Annotated in this window: 13 protein-coding genes; 9 read left to right on the top strand and 4 right to left on the bottom strand. The window is 58.0% G+C overall.

Annotation, left to right across the window (positions count from 1 at the left end):
* Nucleotides 1-155: 155 nt before the first annotated feature.
* Entirely contained in the window at nucleotides 156-1,256 is a 1,101-nt protein-coding gene (locus ACI3K0_RS16805) for a glycosyltransferase (RefSeq protein ID WP_404945717.1), read from the top strand.
* On the opposite strand, the gene ACI3K0_RS16810 is transcribed toward ACI3K0_RS16805, so the two are convergent.
* On the bottom strand, nucleotides 1,253-2,140 hold the full coding sequence (locus ACI3K0_RS16810; protein WP_404945718.1) for a DUF6492 family protein: 888 nt from the start codon (nucleotides 2,138-2,140) through the stop codon (nucleotides 1,253-1,255). The two genes, ACI3K0_RS16805 and ACI3K0_RS16810, sit on opposite strands and share 4 nt — an antisense overlap.
* 169 nt (nucleotides 2,141-2,309) lie before the next feature.
* Between ACI3K0_RS16810 and ACI3K0_RS16815 the strand changes: the two genes are divergently transcribed.
* A complete protein-coding gene (locus ACI3K0_RS16815) occupies nucleotides 2,310-3,629 on the top strand; it encodes a lipopolysaccharide biosynthesis protein (protein WP_404945719.1) in 1,320 nt (439 codons plus the stop codon).
* Nucleotides 3,630-3,642: 13 nt separating this feature from the next.
* Here the strand turns inward: ACI3K0_RS16815 and ACI3K0_RS16820 are convergent, their stop codons facing one another.
* A complete protein-coding gene (locus tag ACI3K0_RS16820) occupies nucleotides 3,643-4,644 on the bottom strand; it encodes a glycosyltransferase family 2 protein (RefSeq protein WP_183820837.1) in 1,002 nt (333 codons plus the stop codon).
* 145 nt (nucleotides 4,645-4,789) lie between these two features.
* Complete coding sequence (locus ACI3K0_RS16825) at nucleotides 4,790-6,043, bottom strand: O-antigen ligase (RefSeq protein ID WP_183820838.1); 1,254 nt, start codon at nucleotides 6,041-6,043, stop codon at nucleotides 4,790-4,792.
* Nucleotides 6,044-6,276: 233 nt separating this feature from the next.
* Between ACI3K0_RS16825 and ACI3K0_RS16830 the strand changes: the two genes are divergently transcribed.
* From ACI3K0_RS16830 to ACI3K0_RS16855, 6 genes are all read left to right on the top strand, one after another.
* Nucleotides 6,277-7,332, top strand: a complete 1,056-nt coding sequence (locus ACI3K0_RS16830; protein WP_206823690.1) for an endo-1,4-beta-xylanase — start codon at nucleotides 6,277-6,279, stop codon at nucleotides 7,330-7,332.
* A gap of 428 nt (nucleotides 7,333-7,760) precedes the next feature.
* Nucleotides 7,761-9,200, top strand: coding sequence for a UbiA family prenyltransferase (locus ACI3K0_RS16835; RefSeq protein WP_404945720.1), 1,440 nt, complete (start codon nucleotides 7,761-7,763; stop codon nucleotides 9,198-9,200).
* Entirely contained in the window at nucleotides 9,200-10,537 is a 1,338-nt protein-coding gene (locus tag ACI3K0_RS16840) for an FAD-binding oxidoreductase (protein WP_183820841.1), read from the top strand. Before ACI3K0_RS16835 ends, ACI3K0_RS16840 begins: the two co-directional genes overlap by 1 nt.
* Complete coding sequence (locus ACI3K0_RS16845) at nucleotides 10,534-10,950, top strand: EamA family transporter (RefSeq protein ID WP_148145152.1); 417 nt, start codon at nucleotides 10,534-10,536, stop codon at nucleotides 10,948-10,950. Before ACI3K0_RS16840 ends, ACI3K0_RS16845 begins: the two co-directional genes overlap by 4 nt.
* A 42-nt stretch (nucleotides 10,951-10,992) precedes the next feature.
* Nucleotides 10,993-12,003 carry an NAD-dependent epimerase/dehydratase family protein gene (locus tag ACI3K0_RS16850; protein WP_404945721.1) on the top strand — a complete coding sequence of 337 codons (1,011 nt, stop codon included), beginning with the start codon at nucleotides 10,993-10,995 and terminating at the stop codon, nucleotides 12,001-12,003.
* A gap of 54 nt (nucleotides 12,004-12,057) precedes the next feature.
* On the top strand, nucleotides 12,058-13,491 hold the full coding sequence (locus tag ACI3K0_RS16855; RefSeq protein WP_404945837.1) for an aspartate aminotransferase family protein: 1,434 nt from the start codon (nucleotides 12,058-12,060) through the stop codon (nucleotides 13,489-13,491).
* Nucleotides 13,492-13,537: 46 nt separating this feature from the next.
* Here the strand turns inward: ACI3K0_RS16855 and ACI3K0_RS16860 are convergent, their stop codons facing one another.
* Nucleotides 13,538-15,211 carry a hypothetical protein gene (locus tag ACI3K0_RS16860; RefSeq protein ID WP_404945722.1) on the bottom strand — a complete coding sequence of 558 codons (1,674 nt, stop codon included), beginning with the start codon at nucleotides 15,209-15,211 and terminating at the stop codon, nucleotides 13,538-13,540.
* A gap of 280 nt (nucleotides 15,212-15,491) precedes the next feature.
* On the opposite strand from ACI3K0_RS16860, the gene pcaF reads away from it, so the two are divergent.
* Entirely contained in the window at nucleotides 15,492-16,697 is a 1,206-nt protein-coding gene (gene pcaF / locus ACI3K0_RS16865) for a 3-oxoadipyl-CoA thiolase (RefSeq protein WP_404945723.1), read from the top strand.
* The last annotated feature ends 2 nt before the right edge of the window (nucleotides 16,698-16,699 follow it).

The raw sequence follows: 16,699 nt of genomic DNA on the forward strand, positions 1-16,699 counted from the left end.
TGAAACTCTATCTGCGCTAATAAGCGGTAAACCATGCCTCAGAAGAACGCGCTACGGACCGGTTATTGGTACATAGTTCCTCACACTAGGGGTAAAAGTTTAAGATTTATCGGTTCTGGTTGGAGCAATTTCCCGATTTGGATGGATCGCCGACATTGACGCGCTATCTCGTGCTTAGATCCGATGCAACGACCGTGTGCGGGGTGGAGGCATTTACCCGAAACCTGGCCATCCAGCTTGGTTCACGCGCTTCCAGCGATGTTATGGACGGGAATTTTCGCCGTTTGTCGGAGCGTCTGGCGGAAGCTGATGCAATCGTTTTCAACTTTCCCATCGTTGCATGGAAAAGGCGGCTGGTGGAGCCGTTCGCCACGGCAGCACTGGCAAAACTGAAGCGCAAGCGGGTGATCGTCATTTTGCATGAATGGGCGAGCCTCGACTGGAAACGGCGGCTGATCCTCTGGCCGGTTATCCTGCTCGCCGACGCCATTCTCTTTTCAGCTCCGGAGGTCCGGCGGGAATGGCTGGAGAGCCGTTATCCCGTCGGTAAAAAAGCGATCGCCGTTATCCCGATCCCCCCCAATCTTTTGCCGAGCGGGCATGAGAAAGCCGGTCCGGCGGCACTTGCCATTCGTGCGCTGCGTGCCGGCGGACGGACGATCATCGGCCAGTTCGGTTCGATCTATCCCAAAAAGAACTGCGCGGAACTTCTCGCAATCGCTCGGGCGCTTGTGGACGACGGGCAGGATGTTGGGGTTGCCTTTGTCGGCTCCTTCATCAAGGGCATGGACAATGTCGAGGAGGATTTCCGCGCCCGTGTCGAGACGCTGGATCTCGGTGACCGGGTAATGGTGACGGGCTATATTTCGACCGACGAAGAGGTTTTTGCGGCGTGCCGCGAAGTCGACATCTTCTGCTACAGGTTTATGGAAGGCTTGACCGCGCGGCGCGGCAGCGTCCTGGCGGCAGCATTGGGCGGTCGTATCGTCGTTACCAACGCGCCCGCCGATCCGGCGGGGCTTGAGCACCATACCCTTTTTCAATCCCTGATCGGAAACGGAAACATCGTCCTCTGCCAGCATGATGCAGATGCCGGTGCGATGGCAAATGCCATTCGTGATGTAATCGGACGCGTGCCGCCTCCGCTGAATATCGACGCCGAGATCGCATCGCTTTGGTATGCAATCATCGGCAAACTTGAGGGCGTCGAGAGCGCCGGTCAGTCAAAGACACGACCGATGGAAATCTCCGGCTAACTCCACAGATTACGCGTCAGGGCGACACGACGGATCAGGGATGGCTCGGTTCGTGTGTGGGACTGGATGGCGATGGCGTATTGATCCTTGGCCATTGCGTCGATCAGTTTTCCGATGCCTGCTTCGTCCAGCGCCGGCCCGCTCCAATAGGTGGCACAGAGGCTCTGTTCGACGATCCGATGACGCCCCATCAGTGACGGATTGCCGGCAACGCCGACGCCATAGAGGATGTATTCGGAAAAGTCCCTGGCCTTGCAGAGCGCCTTCCACCAGGGGAGGCCGGTCACGGCTTCTATCCTGTCGACGATCGTGTTCAGACTTTCCCGATCCCAGACGATCATCTGGCCGATATAGTCGTCACCCGGCAGGGCAGGTTCCTGTGTGTCCATCAGTCGGTAGGCATTCTTCTGCCAGAGGACGTGGCTTGGGCGCGTTTCGTTCACCCCGCCCAGATCGGCATAAAGGGGCGAAAGCAGATCGCCGGCAAATCTCCCCACGTCGAAGGGACGCACGAAGCAGTTGTCGGAGTCGATACACATGACCCGTTCGCAGGATTGCAGAAGCGCCATCGCGAGTTTGCGCAATTGCTGCACGTGCCAGCCATAGACCGGCAGTCCGATACCGGGCGCCCAGTAATATTGGCGCCCTTTCCATTTCAGAAAACCCGGAAGCGCATGCAGCGTGCCCGGCAGAAGAACGGAATCGGGAAGCACCAGCCGCTTTTCGTTGCCGAGTTGGGAGAAGAGTTCGAGGTCGCTATCGGCGACAAGCAGATAGTGCCGATCGTAGCCGGTAACGAAAGCATCGATTGAATCACACAGGAGACGGCATGACTCGAAATCCCGAAAATAGCTTGGTGTCACGAGACTGACAGTGGCGGTCATTCGATGATCATGGCTCCGGAGGCAGATGAGCCCAGACTGCCAAGGTTCGACCTAAGGCTCCGTTAATCCCGTTCATGCATAGTGCTGGCCGGTGCGATTATCCGTGGATAGACAGCCGCACCGGCATGCAGGCCCTGGCGAAATCAGGGCCGCCGGTTGGAGATAACGAGTGGGATTGAGGTCCAGGCACGAATTCCGGCAGTTCGCCCGTCATCTCGGATCCTATGTCGGATCGAGCGGGGCACTGCTTGCGTCGAGCGTCACCATGCTTTTGACCTTCGCGCTGCTGGCCCGCCATCTCGGTCATGAACAGTTCGCGCTCAATGCGACGATCACCGCGCTGACCAATCTCGGCATTCAGGTTTGCGGGCTGGGATCGCAAGAATCGCTGGTGCGGCGTGTCGCGCAGGAACCGGGCTTCTATCCCGACATGCTCGGGCATGTGCATATTCTCAATCTTGTTTCGGGCGCGGTGCTGGTGATCGCCGGGATGATCGCGATCCCGCTGATGTTTCCCGTCTCGGATCACCTGCTGACGACGCTTGTCGCCACGGCGCTGATACTCTTCACCAATATCATCCTGTTGAAGATTATCTGGCTCGCAACCAACAGCTACATCGCGCATTCGCGCTTTTCGGTCGCCAACAGGATCGAATTTCTGTTTGCCGTGCTGCGCATGGCCGCCGCTGTCGTCAGCTGCCTCGTGTTCAATATCACGACGGTGGCGGAATGGGCGGTCTGGAATTTTGGCGCGCATGCGGTTGTCGCGGTCATTGCGCTGATAGCCATACGCCGATTGGGCCGGCCGAAGTTCAGGATCGTTCGCGAAGAGGTGCCGATCGGCATCATGTTCGCCAGCCAGTTCTTCTTCAAGGCCGGACGCAGCAATGCCGACATTCTCGTCTTGAGCGCGGTGGCCGGGTCTGAAATCGTCGGCAGCTATTCGATCGCGCGTCGATTGACCGAAGCATCCTATATGGCGGTCGAAGCTCTGAACCGGATCGTCTATCCCAGCTATGCGGCTGCAGCCCTGAGCGGCATCGGCGCAGTTCTGGGGCGCGCCAAGCAGATGCTGGTTCTGACGACCGGAATCGGGATCTGCTCCGGTCTCTTCGTTTGGATCATCACGCCGTGGCTGCCGGTTCTGTTCGGCCACGAATATGTTTCACTAACCTGGATGACGCACGCCCTGTGCTGGGCGGTGATCCCGATCGCAATCAGCGCTACCGCATTTGAAGCGCTCGGCGCATCAAGCCTGCAGAATGTGCGGGCGCGAATTCTCAATGTCTCTAACATTGTAGGTGCCGGACTTGTGGCGCTGGCGGCGTATTACGCCAGTGTAAGTGGTGTGATAGCGACTACCTACATGCTGGAAATCGTGATCGCTATTCTGGCCTGGCGGGCGCTTTTAACGGCGCAGAACGCCATTGAACATCCAGAGCGGTCCTCCGAGACCGAGGCCGAGCCGGTAAAACAACGCACGGCATGACCTGAACTGGAGATCAGTTTTCAGCGATGTGATTGCCGGCCTTCAGGTTCGGGTGCCGTTCGACGGCCTTTATTTCACTGGCCTTGTAGGGTACCGGGAGGAAGCCGAAGCTTGCTGTGATCCGTCCGATCGACATCAGCACCGGATGGCTGGCAGGAAGAAGGCGCCTTGTCCGGATCAGAAGCCCCATCGCCTTGAAAATGCTGAGGCCAAGCGAAATGAAATTCTTGGCCTGAAGCCTGGCGGTAACGGCAGGTTTCGCCATCTGCTTGCCGTCAATAACGTAGTTGATGCTTCCGGTGCGGATGGAACGGCGCATCAGCCATTTGGGGGTCGTCCGTTCGGCTGCGACGGTCTCGTGAATGACCGCTTCCTCACACCACCAGAAAGTGAAGTCAGCGGCGCGGCAGCGGGCGAAGAATTCCATGTCGCCGCCGCCGAGGAAGTTGAATGCGACGTCGAACAGGTTCGGCTCCATCCGTGCGAAAACCTCGCGGTGGATAAGGCAATTGCCTGTGCCATGGATGGCCGGTACCTGTCGGCTCGGCCCGTCGATGAAGCCGTAAAGGGGATGCTGGCTGACGGATTGCGGTACCGGTATGTCGAATTGCCGGATGACCGGGCCACCAACGATCCTGGCGCCGGTCGTGCGAGCCGTCGACACCATATGTGCCAGCCAGTCGGGACTTGCGATCTCGTCATCATCGATCATCAGGAAGTAATCGGCGGCGGGGAAGCGCTCGCGTGCTTCTGCGAATGCGCGGTTGATCGCATGGCAATTGCCCTGGCGGGATTCAATCACGACGGCAGACGGGATGTCGGAACTGTCGAGCGTTTCGCGCGCAGCCGCGGCGCCTAAAGGTTTTTCGGCGTCATTTTCGATAACGACGATTGCGAAACTCAGGTCGCCCTTTTGCGCCAGCAGCGATTGAAGCGTGCGTGCCACGCCGTCCGGCCGGCGAAAGGTCGGAATGCAAATGACGGCTTCTACCGAAGCTTTGCTTTCGTCCTGCACGCTTTTGTCTCCGGGGCGTTGTCGCGCTTGTGAGGGCGTCCGTAGGCTGATCACCAGATGGTTCAATACGAAAGGAAATCAGCGAATACAAATGTATGTTGGGCTTTCAGTTAATATCACGTGGCGCTAACGGGTGCGGCCCACATCACTGCCGGGACTGGAGGCTTGCGCCGGCCTGCAATCTCAGTCCGAACACGGCGATGAGCATCGTGAACCACAAAGGGCCGTTGTTGACGAAGAAGAGATTTTCGAGGCCTGCCAGAAGGATCGAAAAGATCCAGATGCGCAGGAAAAGGCGCGTCAGGCCCACATCGTTCTGCGTGGCAAAGGCCTCCCCCGCATCCCTGAGCGGCAGGATGAGAAGCCAGAGGATCATCAGGATGAGAGCCGGAAAGCCGCCATTCAGAAGTGTTTCAAGGAATGAGTTATGGGAATGGGCAGCGAGAAAGGCCCAGGATTCGGTTGTGATGTCGCGCAGGAATTCGCTTCCCCACAGCAACTGGAAGCCATAACCCATGATCGGGGCGTCGGAGATGCGGGCAAGAGCGAAAGCCCAGATCGAGCTTCTACCCGTGAAGGTCGCGTCGATTCCGACGCTTGCCAGTATGGAACTTGTCGCGGGCGAGCTTGAAAGCCCGATGAGGATGACGTTCATCGCGATGACGAGGCCGATCGTGAGCAAAGCACGCAGCGGTCTGCAATGCTCGAATAACCAGCTCAGCAAAAGAACTGCGGGAAGCATCGCAGTCGATGTCTTTCCTCCGGCGAAAAGAAGAAAAATAACGGCCAGGATCGCAATAATCGATCCTAGCCGCGGATATGAGGCTTTGCGCAGGTAAAGACCAAACAGAACCAGATAGACCATGCCGGCCGCTGCTGCGTTCTTGTGGCCGAAAATTCCGCGCCAATCTCCGGCCAGGGCCGCTTCAACTTCGTTCGATCCGTGGATGCCGACGGTGGGCATCGCTATCACGGCGAAATAATTGAGCAGCAGGATCACCACCGTGCCGGTGGCAAGCACTCTTGCAAAGTCACGGCTGTCACGCGGCAGCAGTAAAGCTGCATTCGCGCAGCCGCAGACGAGCAACGCGTAAACGATCCTTCGAAACGCCGTTGCGGGATCGAAGGACAATAGCGAGACGAAGCAGAACCAGAGAAGTATCAAGACCAGCAGCGCATGCGGGCTGAAGAGCGCGCTCCGGCCCGGATTGCGCCACAGGTTTGCAATCGCCATGGTGAACAGGACTATGATCACCATCTGGTTCAGGAGGTTGCCGGTGGAAGGCAGGCCGCCCTTGCCATCCGAATGGGCAAATGGCGTGAGGCCGATCCAGAAATAGCAAAGGAGCAAAAGCAGGATCACGGAGCCAGCGCTCCATGTCGCGCGGCCGGCATTCATGGCCGGCAACGCTCTCCCTTGTGAAATTGCTCCTGCTTGCCGCAAAATGACGGGTCCTGTCGTGCTGCGAGACATCATGGTTCATCTCAACAGGAGACCGATATACGTTAACCGGCCGTGAAGAACCTTCGTCGGGCAAGGTAATATTATCATAACGCCTGGCAGCTAGCTTCCCATGACGTGCCGGTGGCCGCGCTATGGCGGCTTACCCTCCGATCAAGGCGAGAAAGTCCATGCGCAGACGGGATTTCGTTCAGGCAAGTCTTGCTGTTGCGGCACATACGGCACTTCAGGCGCCTGTCGCCCATGCTTCGCCACCGCCCAGGATAGCCTACGGTTCGGCGGTGCGTGGCGATGCTCTCGTGGACGACTTCGCGTACCGAACCGCGCTCGTGGATCATTGCCAGCTTGTGGTGCCTGAAGGCGGGCTGAAATGGGAGGCAGTGAGGCCTTCAGAGGATCGGTTCGATTTTTATGAAGGTGACAAGCTCCTCGCCTTTGCCGACCAGAATGGCTTGAAGATGCGTGGGCACACGCTGATCTGGTATGCAGCGATGCCCGAATGGACGTCCTCCATTCGCGGCGGAAAGGCTGCCGAAAAAGCGCTGAGCAAACATGTTCGAACCGTTGTCGGACAATATAAGGGGCGGATTCCCAGCTGGGACGTCATCAATGAGGCGATCGCCGAGGACCCGCGTGGTTCCGATTATCTGCGGCCCAATCTTTGGCTGGAAAACATGGGTAAGGGATATATCGAAACCGCGTTTCGCCGGGCTCAGGAAGCCGATCCGAAGGTTCAGCTCGTGATCAACGAGTACGATATCGAATGTGTCGGTGAGCAGTTCACGAACCGGCGGAATGCACTTTTGCGCGTTGTTCGCGATCTTCGTGATCGCGACGCGCCGATCCACGCCGTCGGTTTCCAGGGGCATCTGAAAGGGCAATACGAGATCGACAAGGAAGGCGTTTCCTCCTTCGTGGCCGAACTCAAGGCGATGGATGTCGATGTGCTGGTCACGGAACTCGATGTTATCGACAATCTCCTGCCTGCTGATGAAAAACAGCGCGACGAGGTTATCGCCGGCCGTGCCAGCGATCTTCTCCAGGCAATTCTTGATGCAAACCGGCCAACCGCGATCCTGACCTGGGGTATTACCGATCGCTATACCTGGGTGCCTATGTGGTTTACACGCGATGACGGAAGCCCGAACCGTCCCCTTCCGCTGGACCGCGATTACAAGGCCAAGCCATTGATGGACGTGATCGGGCGCTTTGTCAGTCGCGCCTAGGTCAATACAAAGCCGCGTTCAAGCTGGATCGCGGGAATCGTAAACCATGCTTCAACCTACGACAATTCTGTCCGTGATTGGCCCGGTTGTTGTAAAACGAGCCAAAGTTACGCAAGGCCGATAATGTAATAGCGTTTTTCCGAACAATTGTCGGAAACGAGGTAACGCTTCATTAGCAACGCCTTCCAGTGAATTCTAAACCCTAATCGGAATTGACTGAGAAAACGCGCTCCAAAGCGAAGCAAGGCTGCATGTTATTAACTGCTGATTCTTGGTTGCGGCATATTTTCCCGGTCAGCTGCAGCGCAATGTTTGGTTGTGGCGGATGTCATGTGCCAACGGAAAGCTGCCTGCCTCAACGAGGCGCAAAGCTATTTCATCCCTGTTGCGGTGACGTTCCTACTATCGGCAAAGGGACCATTTTGACAATGAATGTGCGTCTACAGAACATCGTTGACATACCTTTGGCGGTTGATCTGGACGGAACGCTGATTTCGACAGATTTGTTGTGGGAAAGCGTTTTCCAGCTTTTAAGAGCAAACCCCCTATACCTGTTTCTCCTGCCGATCTGGCTGCTTTCGGGCAAGGCATGTCTCAAGACCGAAATCGCGCGTCGCGTGACGCTTGATGCCAGCCATTTGCCCTACCGCGAAGATTTCGTTTCCTATTTGCGCGCAGAGCGGGTGCGAGGGCGCGAACTTATCCTGGTCACCGCAGCTGCGGAGCCTTTTGCCAAAGCCGTTGCGGCTCATCTCGGCCTGTTCAGTGCTGTCTATCACACGGACGAAACGACCAACCTTGCTGCGCATAACAAAGCTGCGTTGCTGTCGAAACTCTATGGATCGCAAGGTTTCGATTATGCCGGAAACGATCGTGCAGATATCGCGGTATTCGAGAGCGCGAGAAATGCAATCGTCGTTGCTCCCGATGCTGCAGCGGACCGGTATCAGAGAGCCCATGCCTCCATGCGTTTCGATGCCAAGTACGTTGGTATCAAGACCTATATCAAAATGCTGCGGGTGCATCAGTGGCTGAAGAACTTTCTCGTTTTTGCCTCTCCGGTTCTTGCGCACACCGTCGTCGAGCCGCAGACCTTCATTGCGACAACGCTGGCCATGGTGGCATTTTCCTTTTCGGCCTCCGCCATCTACATCATCAACGACATCCTCGACCTTCCGCTTGATAGGCAGCATCCGACGAAGCGCAACCGGCCTTTCGCAAGCGGTGCGATCTCCATTCCCTATGGCCTTACGGTTTCCGCGCTGCTGCTGGTCGCGACGGCTGCCATCTGCTCGCTGCTGCCATTGCAGTTCGCGGCAGTCATCGTTCTCTATCTGGTGGTGACGACCGCCTATTCGCTGGCCTTGAAGCGGATGTTGCTGATCGACGTGCTTTGCCTTGCAGGGCTCTACGCCCTGCGGATACTCGGTGGCAAGGCGGCGACCGACCTGCCGCTTTCCTTCTGGCTGATCGCTTTCGGCCTGTTCTTCTTCCTGTCGCTGGCTCTGGTCAAACGCTATGTCGAGCTACGCTACACGACGGTCGATGTGGGAGACCGTATCGCCGGTCGCGGTTATCGTCCGGAAGACATTCACATCGTTGCACAGAGCGGCGTGGCGTCGGCATTCGCTGCTGCGCTGGTTCTCGCCCTCTATATCCAGTCCCCGGACATCCGAGCGCTCTATAGCGAACCCTGGGTTATCTGGCCGTTGGTGCCGATGGTGCTCTATATCAACATCCGCATCTGGATCCTTGCCCACCGCAAGGAGCTGGACGACGATCCGGTCGTCTTCATCGCAACCGATTGGCGCAGCCAATTGATCATTGCGGCCGGTGCCGTACTCTTCATCGCGGCAAGTGTGTTGTGATGCAGGCAAGCCTCGACAGTTTCGGCCGTATCAATCGCCATTCCCGGCAGGCAATTGCCTTTGAACAGGCGGTTGGCCTCTTGCGCGGCGGCGCAGCCGGAAGGTCCAACCTTTTGGCGTTTGGAAACGGCAAGTCCTACGGCGACAGCTGCCATAACGACGCCGGCTCGCTTGTGCCGATGCGGCAACAGAAGTCGGTACTCAATCTTGATGCCGAGGCAGGCGTGGTCGAAGCGGAAGCGGGCATTTCGCTGGAAGAGCTCATTGCCCATATCGCTCCTCACGGATTTTTCCTGCCGGTGACGCCGGGCACCCGTTTCGTCACGCTCGGCGGTTCGATCGCCAATGACGTTCACGGCAAGAACCATCACCGTCGCGGTACGTTCGGTTGCCATGTGGAAAGTTTTCGACTGCTGCGTTCCGACGGTCATACCTATCAATGCAGCGCCGCAGAAAATACTGACCTGTTTTCGGCAACGATCGGCGGGCTTGGTCTAACGGGTCTTATCCTGTCTGCACGGCTGAAGCTGATGAAGGTCGGCTCGCTCGACATCAACGAAAAGATCACCGCCTTTTCCAGCCTCGACGGCTATTTCGATCTCGCGGCAGATGCCGACGAGGAAAACGAATATTCCGTCGCCTGGCTGGATCAGCTGGCATCCGGCACATCGGCCGGCCGTGGCGTGCTGATTACCGGCAACCATGCCGACAATGGCAATTTTCGCACCGAAGGTGTGAAGGCGAAGGTCAGCGTTCCGTTCGAGCTGCCTTTCTCGGCACTCAACAGAGTAAGCCTCGGACTGTTCAACACGGCTTATTTTACCGTCAACAGGCTCAAGTCTGCCCCGCATCTGGCCGGTTACGGCAAGTTCTTCTATCCGCTCGACGGTGTTGGAGACTGGAACCGGCTTTATGGGCCGAGTGGTCTCTACCAGCACCAGAGCGTCATTCCGTTTGAGGCCGGGCGCACGGTCATTCCGGCGATGCTTGAGGCAAGCCGCAAGGCCGGATTTTCGTCCTTCCTCACCGTCTTGAAGCGTTTCGGCGATGTGCCCTCACCGGGCTTCATGTCGTTTCCGCGCCCCGGCTACACGCTGACGATGGATTTTCCCAATCATGGCGCGCGGACACTTGAGTTGCTGACACTTCTCGACCGGATGACGCTTGAGGCCGGCGGGCGGGTCAATCCCTACAAGGACAGCCGCATGAGCGCCGAGGTGTTCAAGGCCGGTTTTCCAGAATGGCTGCAACTGGAAAAGCTTCGGGACGAAAGCTTCTGCTCGGATTTCTGGCGCCGCACGGCGCTTGCCACGGATCACCCACGAGGACGCCCATGAAATATATCCCGTTCATCCTCTTCACTGTGATGACCAATGCGGCTGCGCAACTGCTTTTGAAACAGGGCATGCTGTCGCTCGGCCCGATCAGCTTTTCGGCGGACACGATGATCCAGCGGATCTTCCAGATCGTCTTCAATCCGTGGGTCTTTTTTGGTCTTGCCACCTTCGTCATCTCGATGGCGTCGCATCTCTATGTGCTCTCCAAGGTTGATCTATCCTTCGCCTATCCCTTCCTCAGCCTCGCGTATGTCGCTGTCGCGGTTCTGGCATGGCTGCTGTTCAAGGAAGAACTTGGCGCGATGAAGATCGCCGGCATCGCCTTCATCTGCGTTGGCACGGTGCTGATCGCGCAGAGCGGGCACAGGGAAGTACCGGACCAGACGGCATCCATCGAACGCGCCAATTCCTGACCAACCCAATTTAGAACCGACAGAACGACGGGGATTTAAACCATGAGACATATCATTTTCGGCGGTGACGGTTTCGTAGGGCGTCATCTCGCGCCGAGGCTGCAGGCCGCAGGCCACGAGGTCATCGTCGCCGACATCGCCAAGAGCGATCTGCCGCATTATCGAGAGATCCGCTTCGAAAACGTCGACGTGACCGATCCGGCCTCGATCGCCCGGGTCGGCATCAAGGCCGACGACATGGTCTACAATCTTTCCGCAAAAATGCTGTCGCCCCTGCAGGTGCGCGCCAAGCGGCATGATTTCTTCTTCCCGGTCAACTATTATGGCACCGAGAACATCATCAAGGCGATGGACCAGGCGGGTGCGAAATCGCTCGTCCATTTCACCACCGACATGGTCTACGGCCACACCTTTGTTTGGCCGCAGACGGAAGAGCACCCGGTCGCGCCGCTCGGTGAATACGGGCTTTCCAAGCTGAAGACCGAAGAACTGGCGGTCGAATGGCGCAAGCGCGGGATGAACATCTCGCTGTTCCGCCCGCGCCTGATCATCGGTCCCGGTCGGCTCGGTATCCTCTCCAAGCTGTTCAAGCTGATCGACAACAATCTGCCGGTGCCGATGATCGGTTCGGGCAAGAACCCTTACCAGTTCATTTCGGTCTTCGACTGCGCTTCTGCGGCCCATGCGGCCTTTACCGCCGGCGTGCCGAACGAGGTCTACAATCTCGGTTCGCTCAATCCGCCGCCGGTAAGGAAACTGCTGGGCGATCTCGTCAAGCATGCCGGTTCGAAGTCGATCCTTTTGCCCACGCCCGCCTGGGCGGTGAAGCGGACACTTGATCTGTTCGACCTGATCAACATGCCGATCATGGATCCGGAACAGTATCTGATCGCCGACGAGATGTGCGTTCTCGACGTATCCAAGGGCGAGCGCGAGCTCGGCTGGGTGCCGCAATATCGCGACGAGGACATGCTGATCGCCGCCTATTCCGAATATCGCAGGGGACTTGCCGGCGGTTCGCAGGACAATGTCGCCCACGCCAAGGCAGCTTGAGAGGAAATTACGATGGCCAATGCAATCAGCCTCAACAACCACGATGACGAAGTGATGATCGACATTTCCGCCAATCCTGCTCGCGAACCGGTCGCCAAGCCTGCGCTTCTGTCGGTCGAGGAGGCCAAGGCGCTCGACGTGGCGAAGATGACCGATCTCTTCACCCGCCATCTCAACCCCGGCCAGCTTCATTTCATGAAGCTTCTCGGCTTTCACAAGGTGAAGATCGAGCGCGCCGAGGGCATGTATTATTACGACCAGAACGGTCGCAAGATTCTCGATTTCTTCGGTGGTTTCGGCTCACTGGCGCTGGGTCACAACCATCCCCGCATCCTCGATGCGCGGCGGAAATTCCAGGACGAGAACCGCCAGGAAATCGCCATTGCCTTCATGTCGCAATATGCAACCGCGCTGGCGCATAATCTTGCCGCCTGCTCGCCGGGCGAGCTGGACATGGTGTTCCTCGGCTCCTCCGGTTCCGAAGCGATGGAGGCGGCGATCAAGGTGGCAGAGCGCGCCGCCGGCCCGAAGCGTCCGAAGATAGTCTATGCGGAAAATTCCTTCCACGGAAAGACCAAGGGCGTTTTGTCGATCACCGACGGCTCGCTTTATCGCGGCGAATTCAAGCTGGTCGACAATACGGTGAAGGTGCCGTTCGGCGATATCGACGCGATCGAAAACGCCTTCAGATCGGATCCGGAAATCGGCGTGATCGTGCTGGAAACGGTGCAGGGCGGCGGCGGCATCATTCAGGCCGAAACGGCCTTCTGGCAGCGTCTGCGCGAGCTTTGCGACAAGTATGGCGTGCTCTGGGTTGCCGATGAAGTGCAGTGTGGTTTCGGCCGCACAGGAAAGTTCTATGCGTTCGAGCACCATGGCGTCGTGCCGGACGTGACTGCGCTCGCCAAATCACTCGGTGGCGGCAAGTCCGCCATGGGTGCGATGATTGCCAAGCGCGATGTCTACATGAAGGCCTACGGCACGCCGAAGACGGCGATGATCCATGCCATGGCAACCTTCGGCGGTATCGGTGAAGCCTGCGTCACCTCCATCGAGGCGATGAACGTGCTTTATGACGAGCACCTGATCGACAATTCGGCGAACACCGGCGATTATCTACTTTCCCGCCTGAAGGAGCTTCAGGTCCGTTACCCGTCGCTTCTGAAAGAGGTGCGCGGCCAGGGCATGATGATCGGTATCGAGTTCCACGACCTGTCGAAAACCATGCCGCTGGTGCTGCGTCCGGTCGTTGCCATGCTGGACGACAAGCTGAAGGGCTCGCTGCCGGGCTTTATCGGAAGCCATCTGCTGCGCGATCACGGTGTGCTGGTGGCGTTTACTGAATACAACCGCAATGTCATCCGTCTGGAACCGCCGCTCATCTGCGAGAAGAGCCATGTGGACGATTTCATCACGGCGCTCGACGAGGTCATGTCGCGCGGCATCGTGCGCATCGTCAAGGATTTCGTCGCCGCCCAGGTGAAGTAAGGCTGTTCATACAGGGAACACGGAAGGCCGGGCTTGCGCCCGGCCTTTACCGTTTTACAGCCACGATATCGGGGCGGAGCAGGAGATCCCAGCAGGGATGAATTTCGACGACATGCCGGTCTTTCAGGGCTTCTTCGTAATGGTCGAAAAGCATGCGGCGCCCGGTCGTCAGCGGGCATTTCGGGCGCAGAACCGCTGCCGTTTGCCGGATCGACTGGATGGCCTTATCCGTCAGTGGCGGAACGGTGCGGTGGGGATCTGCGCCGATCTGGATGTTTCTGGTCGCATCGCGATCCAGAAGCCAGGGGAAAGGGTTGGTGAAGTCTAGGTTCATCAGGCTTCCCAGCCGGATATTGTTCTTCTCCTCGAAGGCCTTGAGGGATTTCACCAGGCTGTTGGCCGAAATGATCCAGTAGAGCTGGAAGTCGAGTTCGGAATAATATTGCCAGCTCGGCAACTGCCCGTGGGCGGAGAGATCCGCGTAGGCCGAGGCAAAGTTCTCGTAATGAGGTTCCAGATATTCGGCCCGATCGATGATCTCCCGCCGCTGGGAGACCTGCGCCATGTTTTTCACATCCGGCAGGTGCAGCCGTTCATAGGTCGGCGCAACGACCACGGCGCGCAGCGTCTTGTGCGCCACCTTGGTGAACGTGGGGATGACACAGAACGCGGCCAGCGCAAGGAAAGCCATCTTCGGTCCCTGCTCGAGCAGCCTGATGCGTTCGAAGATCATCAGCAGGACCGGCCATATGAAGATGAATTCCTGGCTGCCGGTATTCTGCGTCTCATAGATTGAGCCGCCTGCGATGACGACCGAAAGCCACCAGAAATTATGATCGAAGAAGCGGATCGTTTTGTCGGCGCGGGTCCAGTCCAGCCATATCAACAGCAGCGCCAGAAGTCCCGCCGGAAGAAGTACGTCAAGCTTCAGCGATGCGACGGTCAGGAACCGGGGGAGCAGGGAATCCTCATTCATCCCGGCAAGCTCGATGATATCGCGTATATAGGCAGATACGAAACCGCTCATGAGTTCGGCGATGCCAAGCGGGATCAGAAAGAGCAGGACGGCCAGAATGCAATAACGCAGCGAGATGCGGCCGGCCAAAAGCGCCAGGAGGCAGAAAAGCCCGCCAACCAGAAAACCCGTCACCTTGGTCAGAAACAAGGCCAGCATGGCTGCGGCGATCAAGACCGCCATGCGGCGACCGTCTTTCAGGAAAACAAGGCCGCTGGTCAGCACATAGAGAAAGATGACGCCGTGGCGGTTGTAGATGCCGAAACCGTCCAGCGTCGGAAGCGGATGATAGGCGGCCACATTCGACGGGAAGGTGGCAAAGACGAGGAAGGGAACAAGCAGCGCGAAAGCTTGAGCCACGTTACGGCTGGAAAGCCTGGCAAGTACCAGTGCGAGAAGCGGCGCCGCCACCGGCAATATGCACCATTGAGCCAGAAGCAGCGGCTGCGCATTCGCAAACAGCTTCAATCCACCGGCGAAGAGATAGTAGGGGAGCGGGCCGACCGGGGTCGAGAAGTCGACGCTCGGGACCTGGCCCATCCAGATCCGTTGTGCGGCATCGAGATAAAGATAGGTATCCCAGTACATCGGACCGATAGGTGCAGCGATTGGCAAGATGAGGAGCAGTATCAGTGGGACAAAAGCCGCGAAAAGCCAGAAGACGGGTCGCGAAAAAATGCCTCGCAGATCAGTTGCACCAGTCATTTTTGTCCCTTGTATTGTCGCGATCGACAATGCCCCATGCTGCATGAGCAGCCGACACGCCGTGTGTACGGAGCCCTGCTGAAAGGGCTAAAGGATTACCGTCCCGATACTTAGGTCGGAAAGATAATTAATTCATTATCAGCGGGTGGCTAGAACCCGTGCGCTGTCAGGCCCCGAGTCCTCATGGATTGCGCGAGCCGCCAGCAGGCAATTTATTTGAAGCTTGTAATTTCTCGATTGTTGGTGTTGGCTGCGACTTCTGCATCATGGGAGCTGCGCTATGCTTGACGCCTTCATCTGCGATTATATCCGCACTCCGATCGGGCGTTTCGGCGGGACACTTGCTTCGGTGCGTACCGACGATCTGGCGGCCATCCCGATCAGGGCGTTGATCGAGCGCAATGCTGCAGTGGACTGGAATGCCGTCGATGACGTGATCTATGGCTGCGCCAATCAGGCAGGTGAGGACAATCGCAATGTCGCCCGCATGGCTTCGCTGCTCGCAGGCCTGCCGGCTGTCGTCCCAGGCACGACGATGAACCGGCTTTGCGGTTCGGGCATGGATGCGGTCATCGCCGCTGCCCGTGCGATCAAGGCGGGAGAGGCGGAATTGATGATAGCAGGCGGCGTCGAGAGCATGAGCCGCGCGCCGTTCGTTCTGCCCAAGGCCGAGAGCGCCTTTTCCCGCAATGCCGAAATCCACGACACAACGATCGGCTGGCGGTTCGTCAACCCGTTGATGAAAAGGCAATACGGCATCGATTCCATGCCGGAGACGGCCGAGAATGTTGCGGAAGACTATGGCGTTTCCCGCGAGGATCAGGATGCGTTTGCGCTTCGCAGTCAGTCGAAAGCTGCAGCCGCGCAGGAGAATGGCCGCCTTGCCGAGGAGATCACGCCGGTCGTCATTCCGCAGCGCAAGGGCGATGCTGTGATTGTTTCGAAAGATGAACATCCGCGGGCAACCACGATCGAGGCGCTGGCCAAACTGGCAACTCCGTTCAAACAGGACGGAGGGACCGTGACGGCAGGCAATGCTTCGGGCGTCAACGATGGCGCGGCGGCAATGATTATTGCCTCGGAAGCTGCAGCGAAGAAATATGGCCTGACCCCGATTGCCCGTATCATGGGCGGAGCCGCCTCGGGCGCCGCGCCGCGTGTCATGGGCATAGGGCCGGTTCCGGCAACGCAGAAGCTCTGCGTAATGTTGAAGCTTTCACCGGAGGATTTCGACGTGATCGAGTTGAACGAGGCCTTTGCCTCACAGGGCATTGCGGTGCTGCGCGAGCTTGGGCTTGCGGAAGATGCCGGGCATATCAATCCGAATGGGGGTGCTATTGCGCTCGGCCATCCGCTCGGCATGTCGGGAGCAAGGATTTCAGGAACTGCGGCGCTTGAGCTTGCCAGACGTCAGGGGCGTTATGCGCTTGCAACCATGTGCGTCGGTGTCGGGCAGGGAATCGCCGTGGCGCTGGAACGGGTGTAACA

It is taken from the genome of Rhizobium sp. ZW T2_16 (genome assembly GCF_044987325.1).
In the GTDB taxonomy this organism is placed as follows: Bacteria; Pseudomonadota; Alphaproteobacteria; order Rhizobiales; family Rhizobiaceae; genus Neorhizobium; species Neorhizobium cellulosilyticum.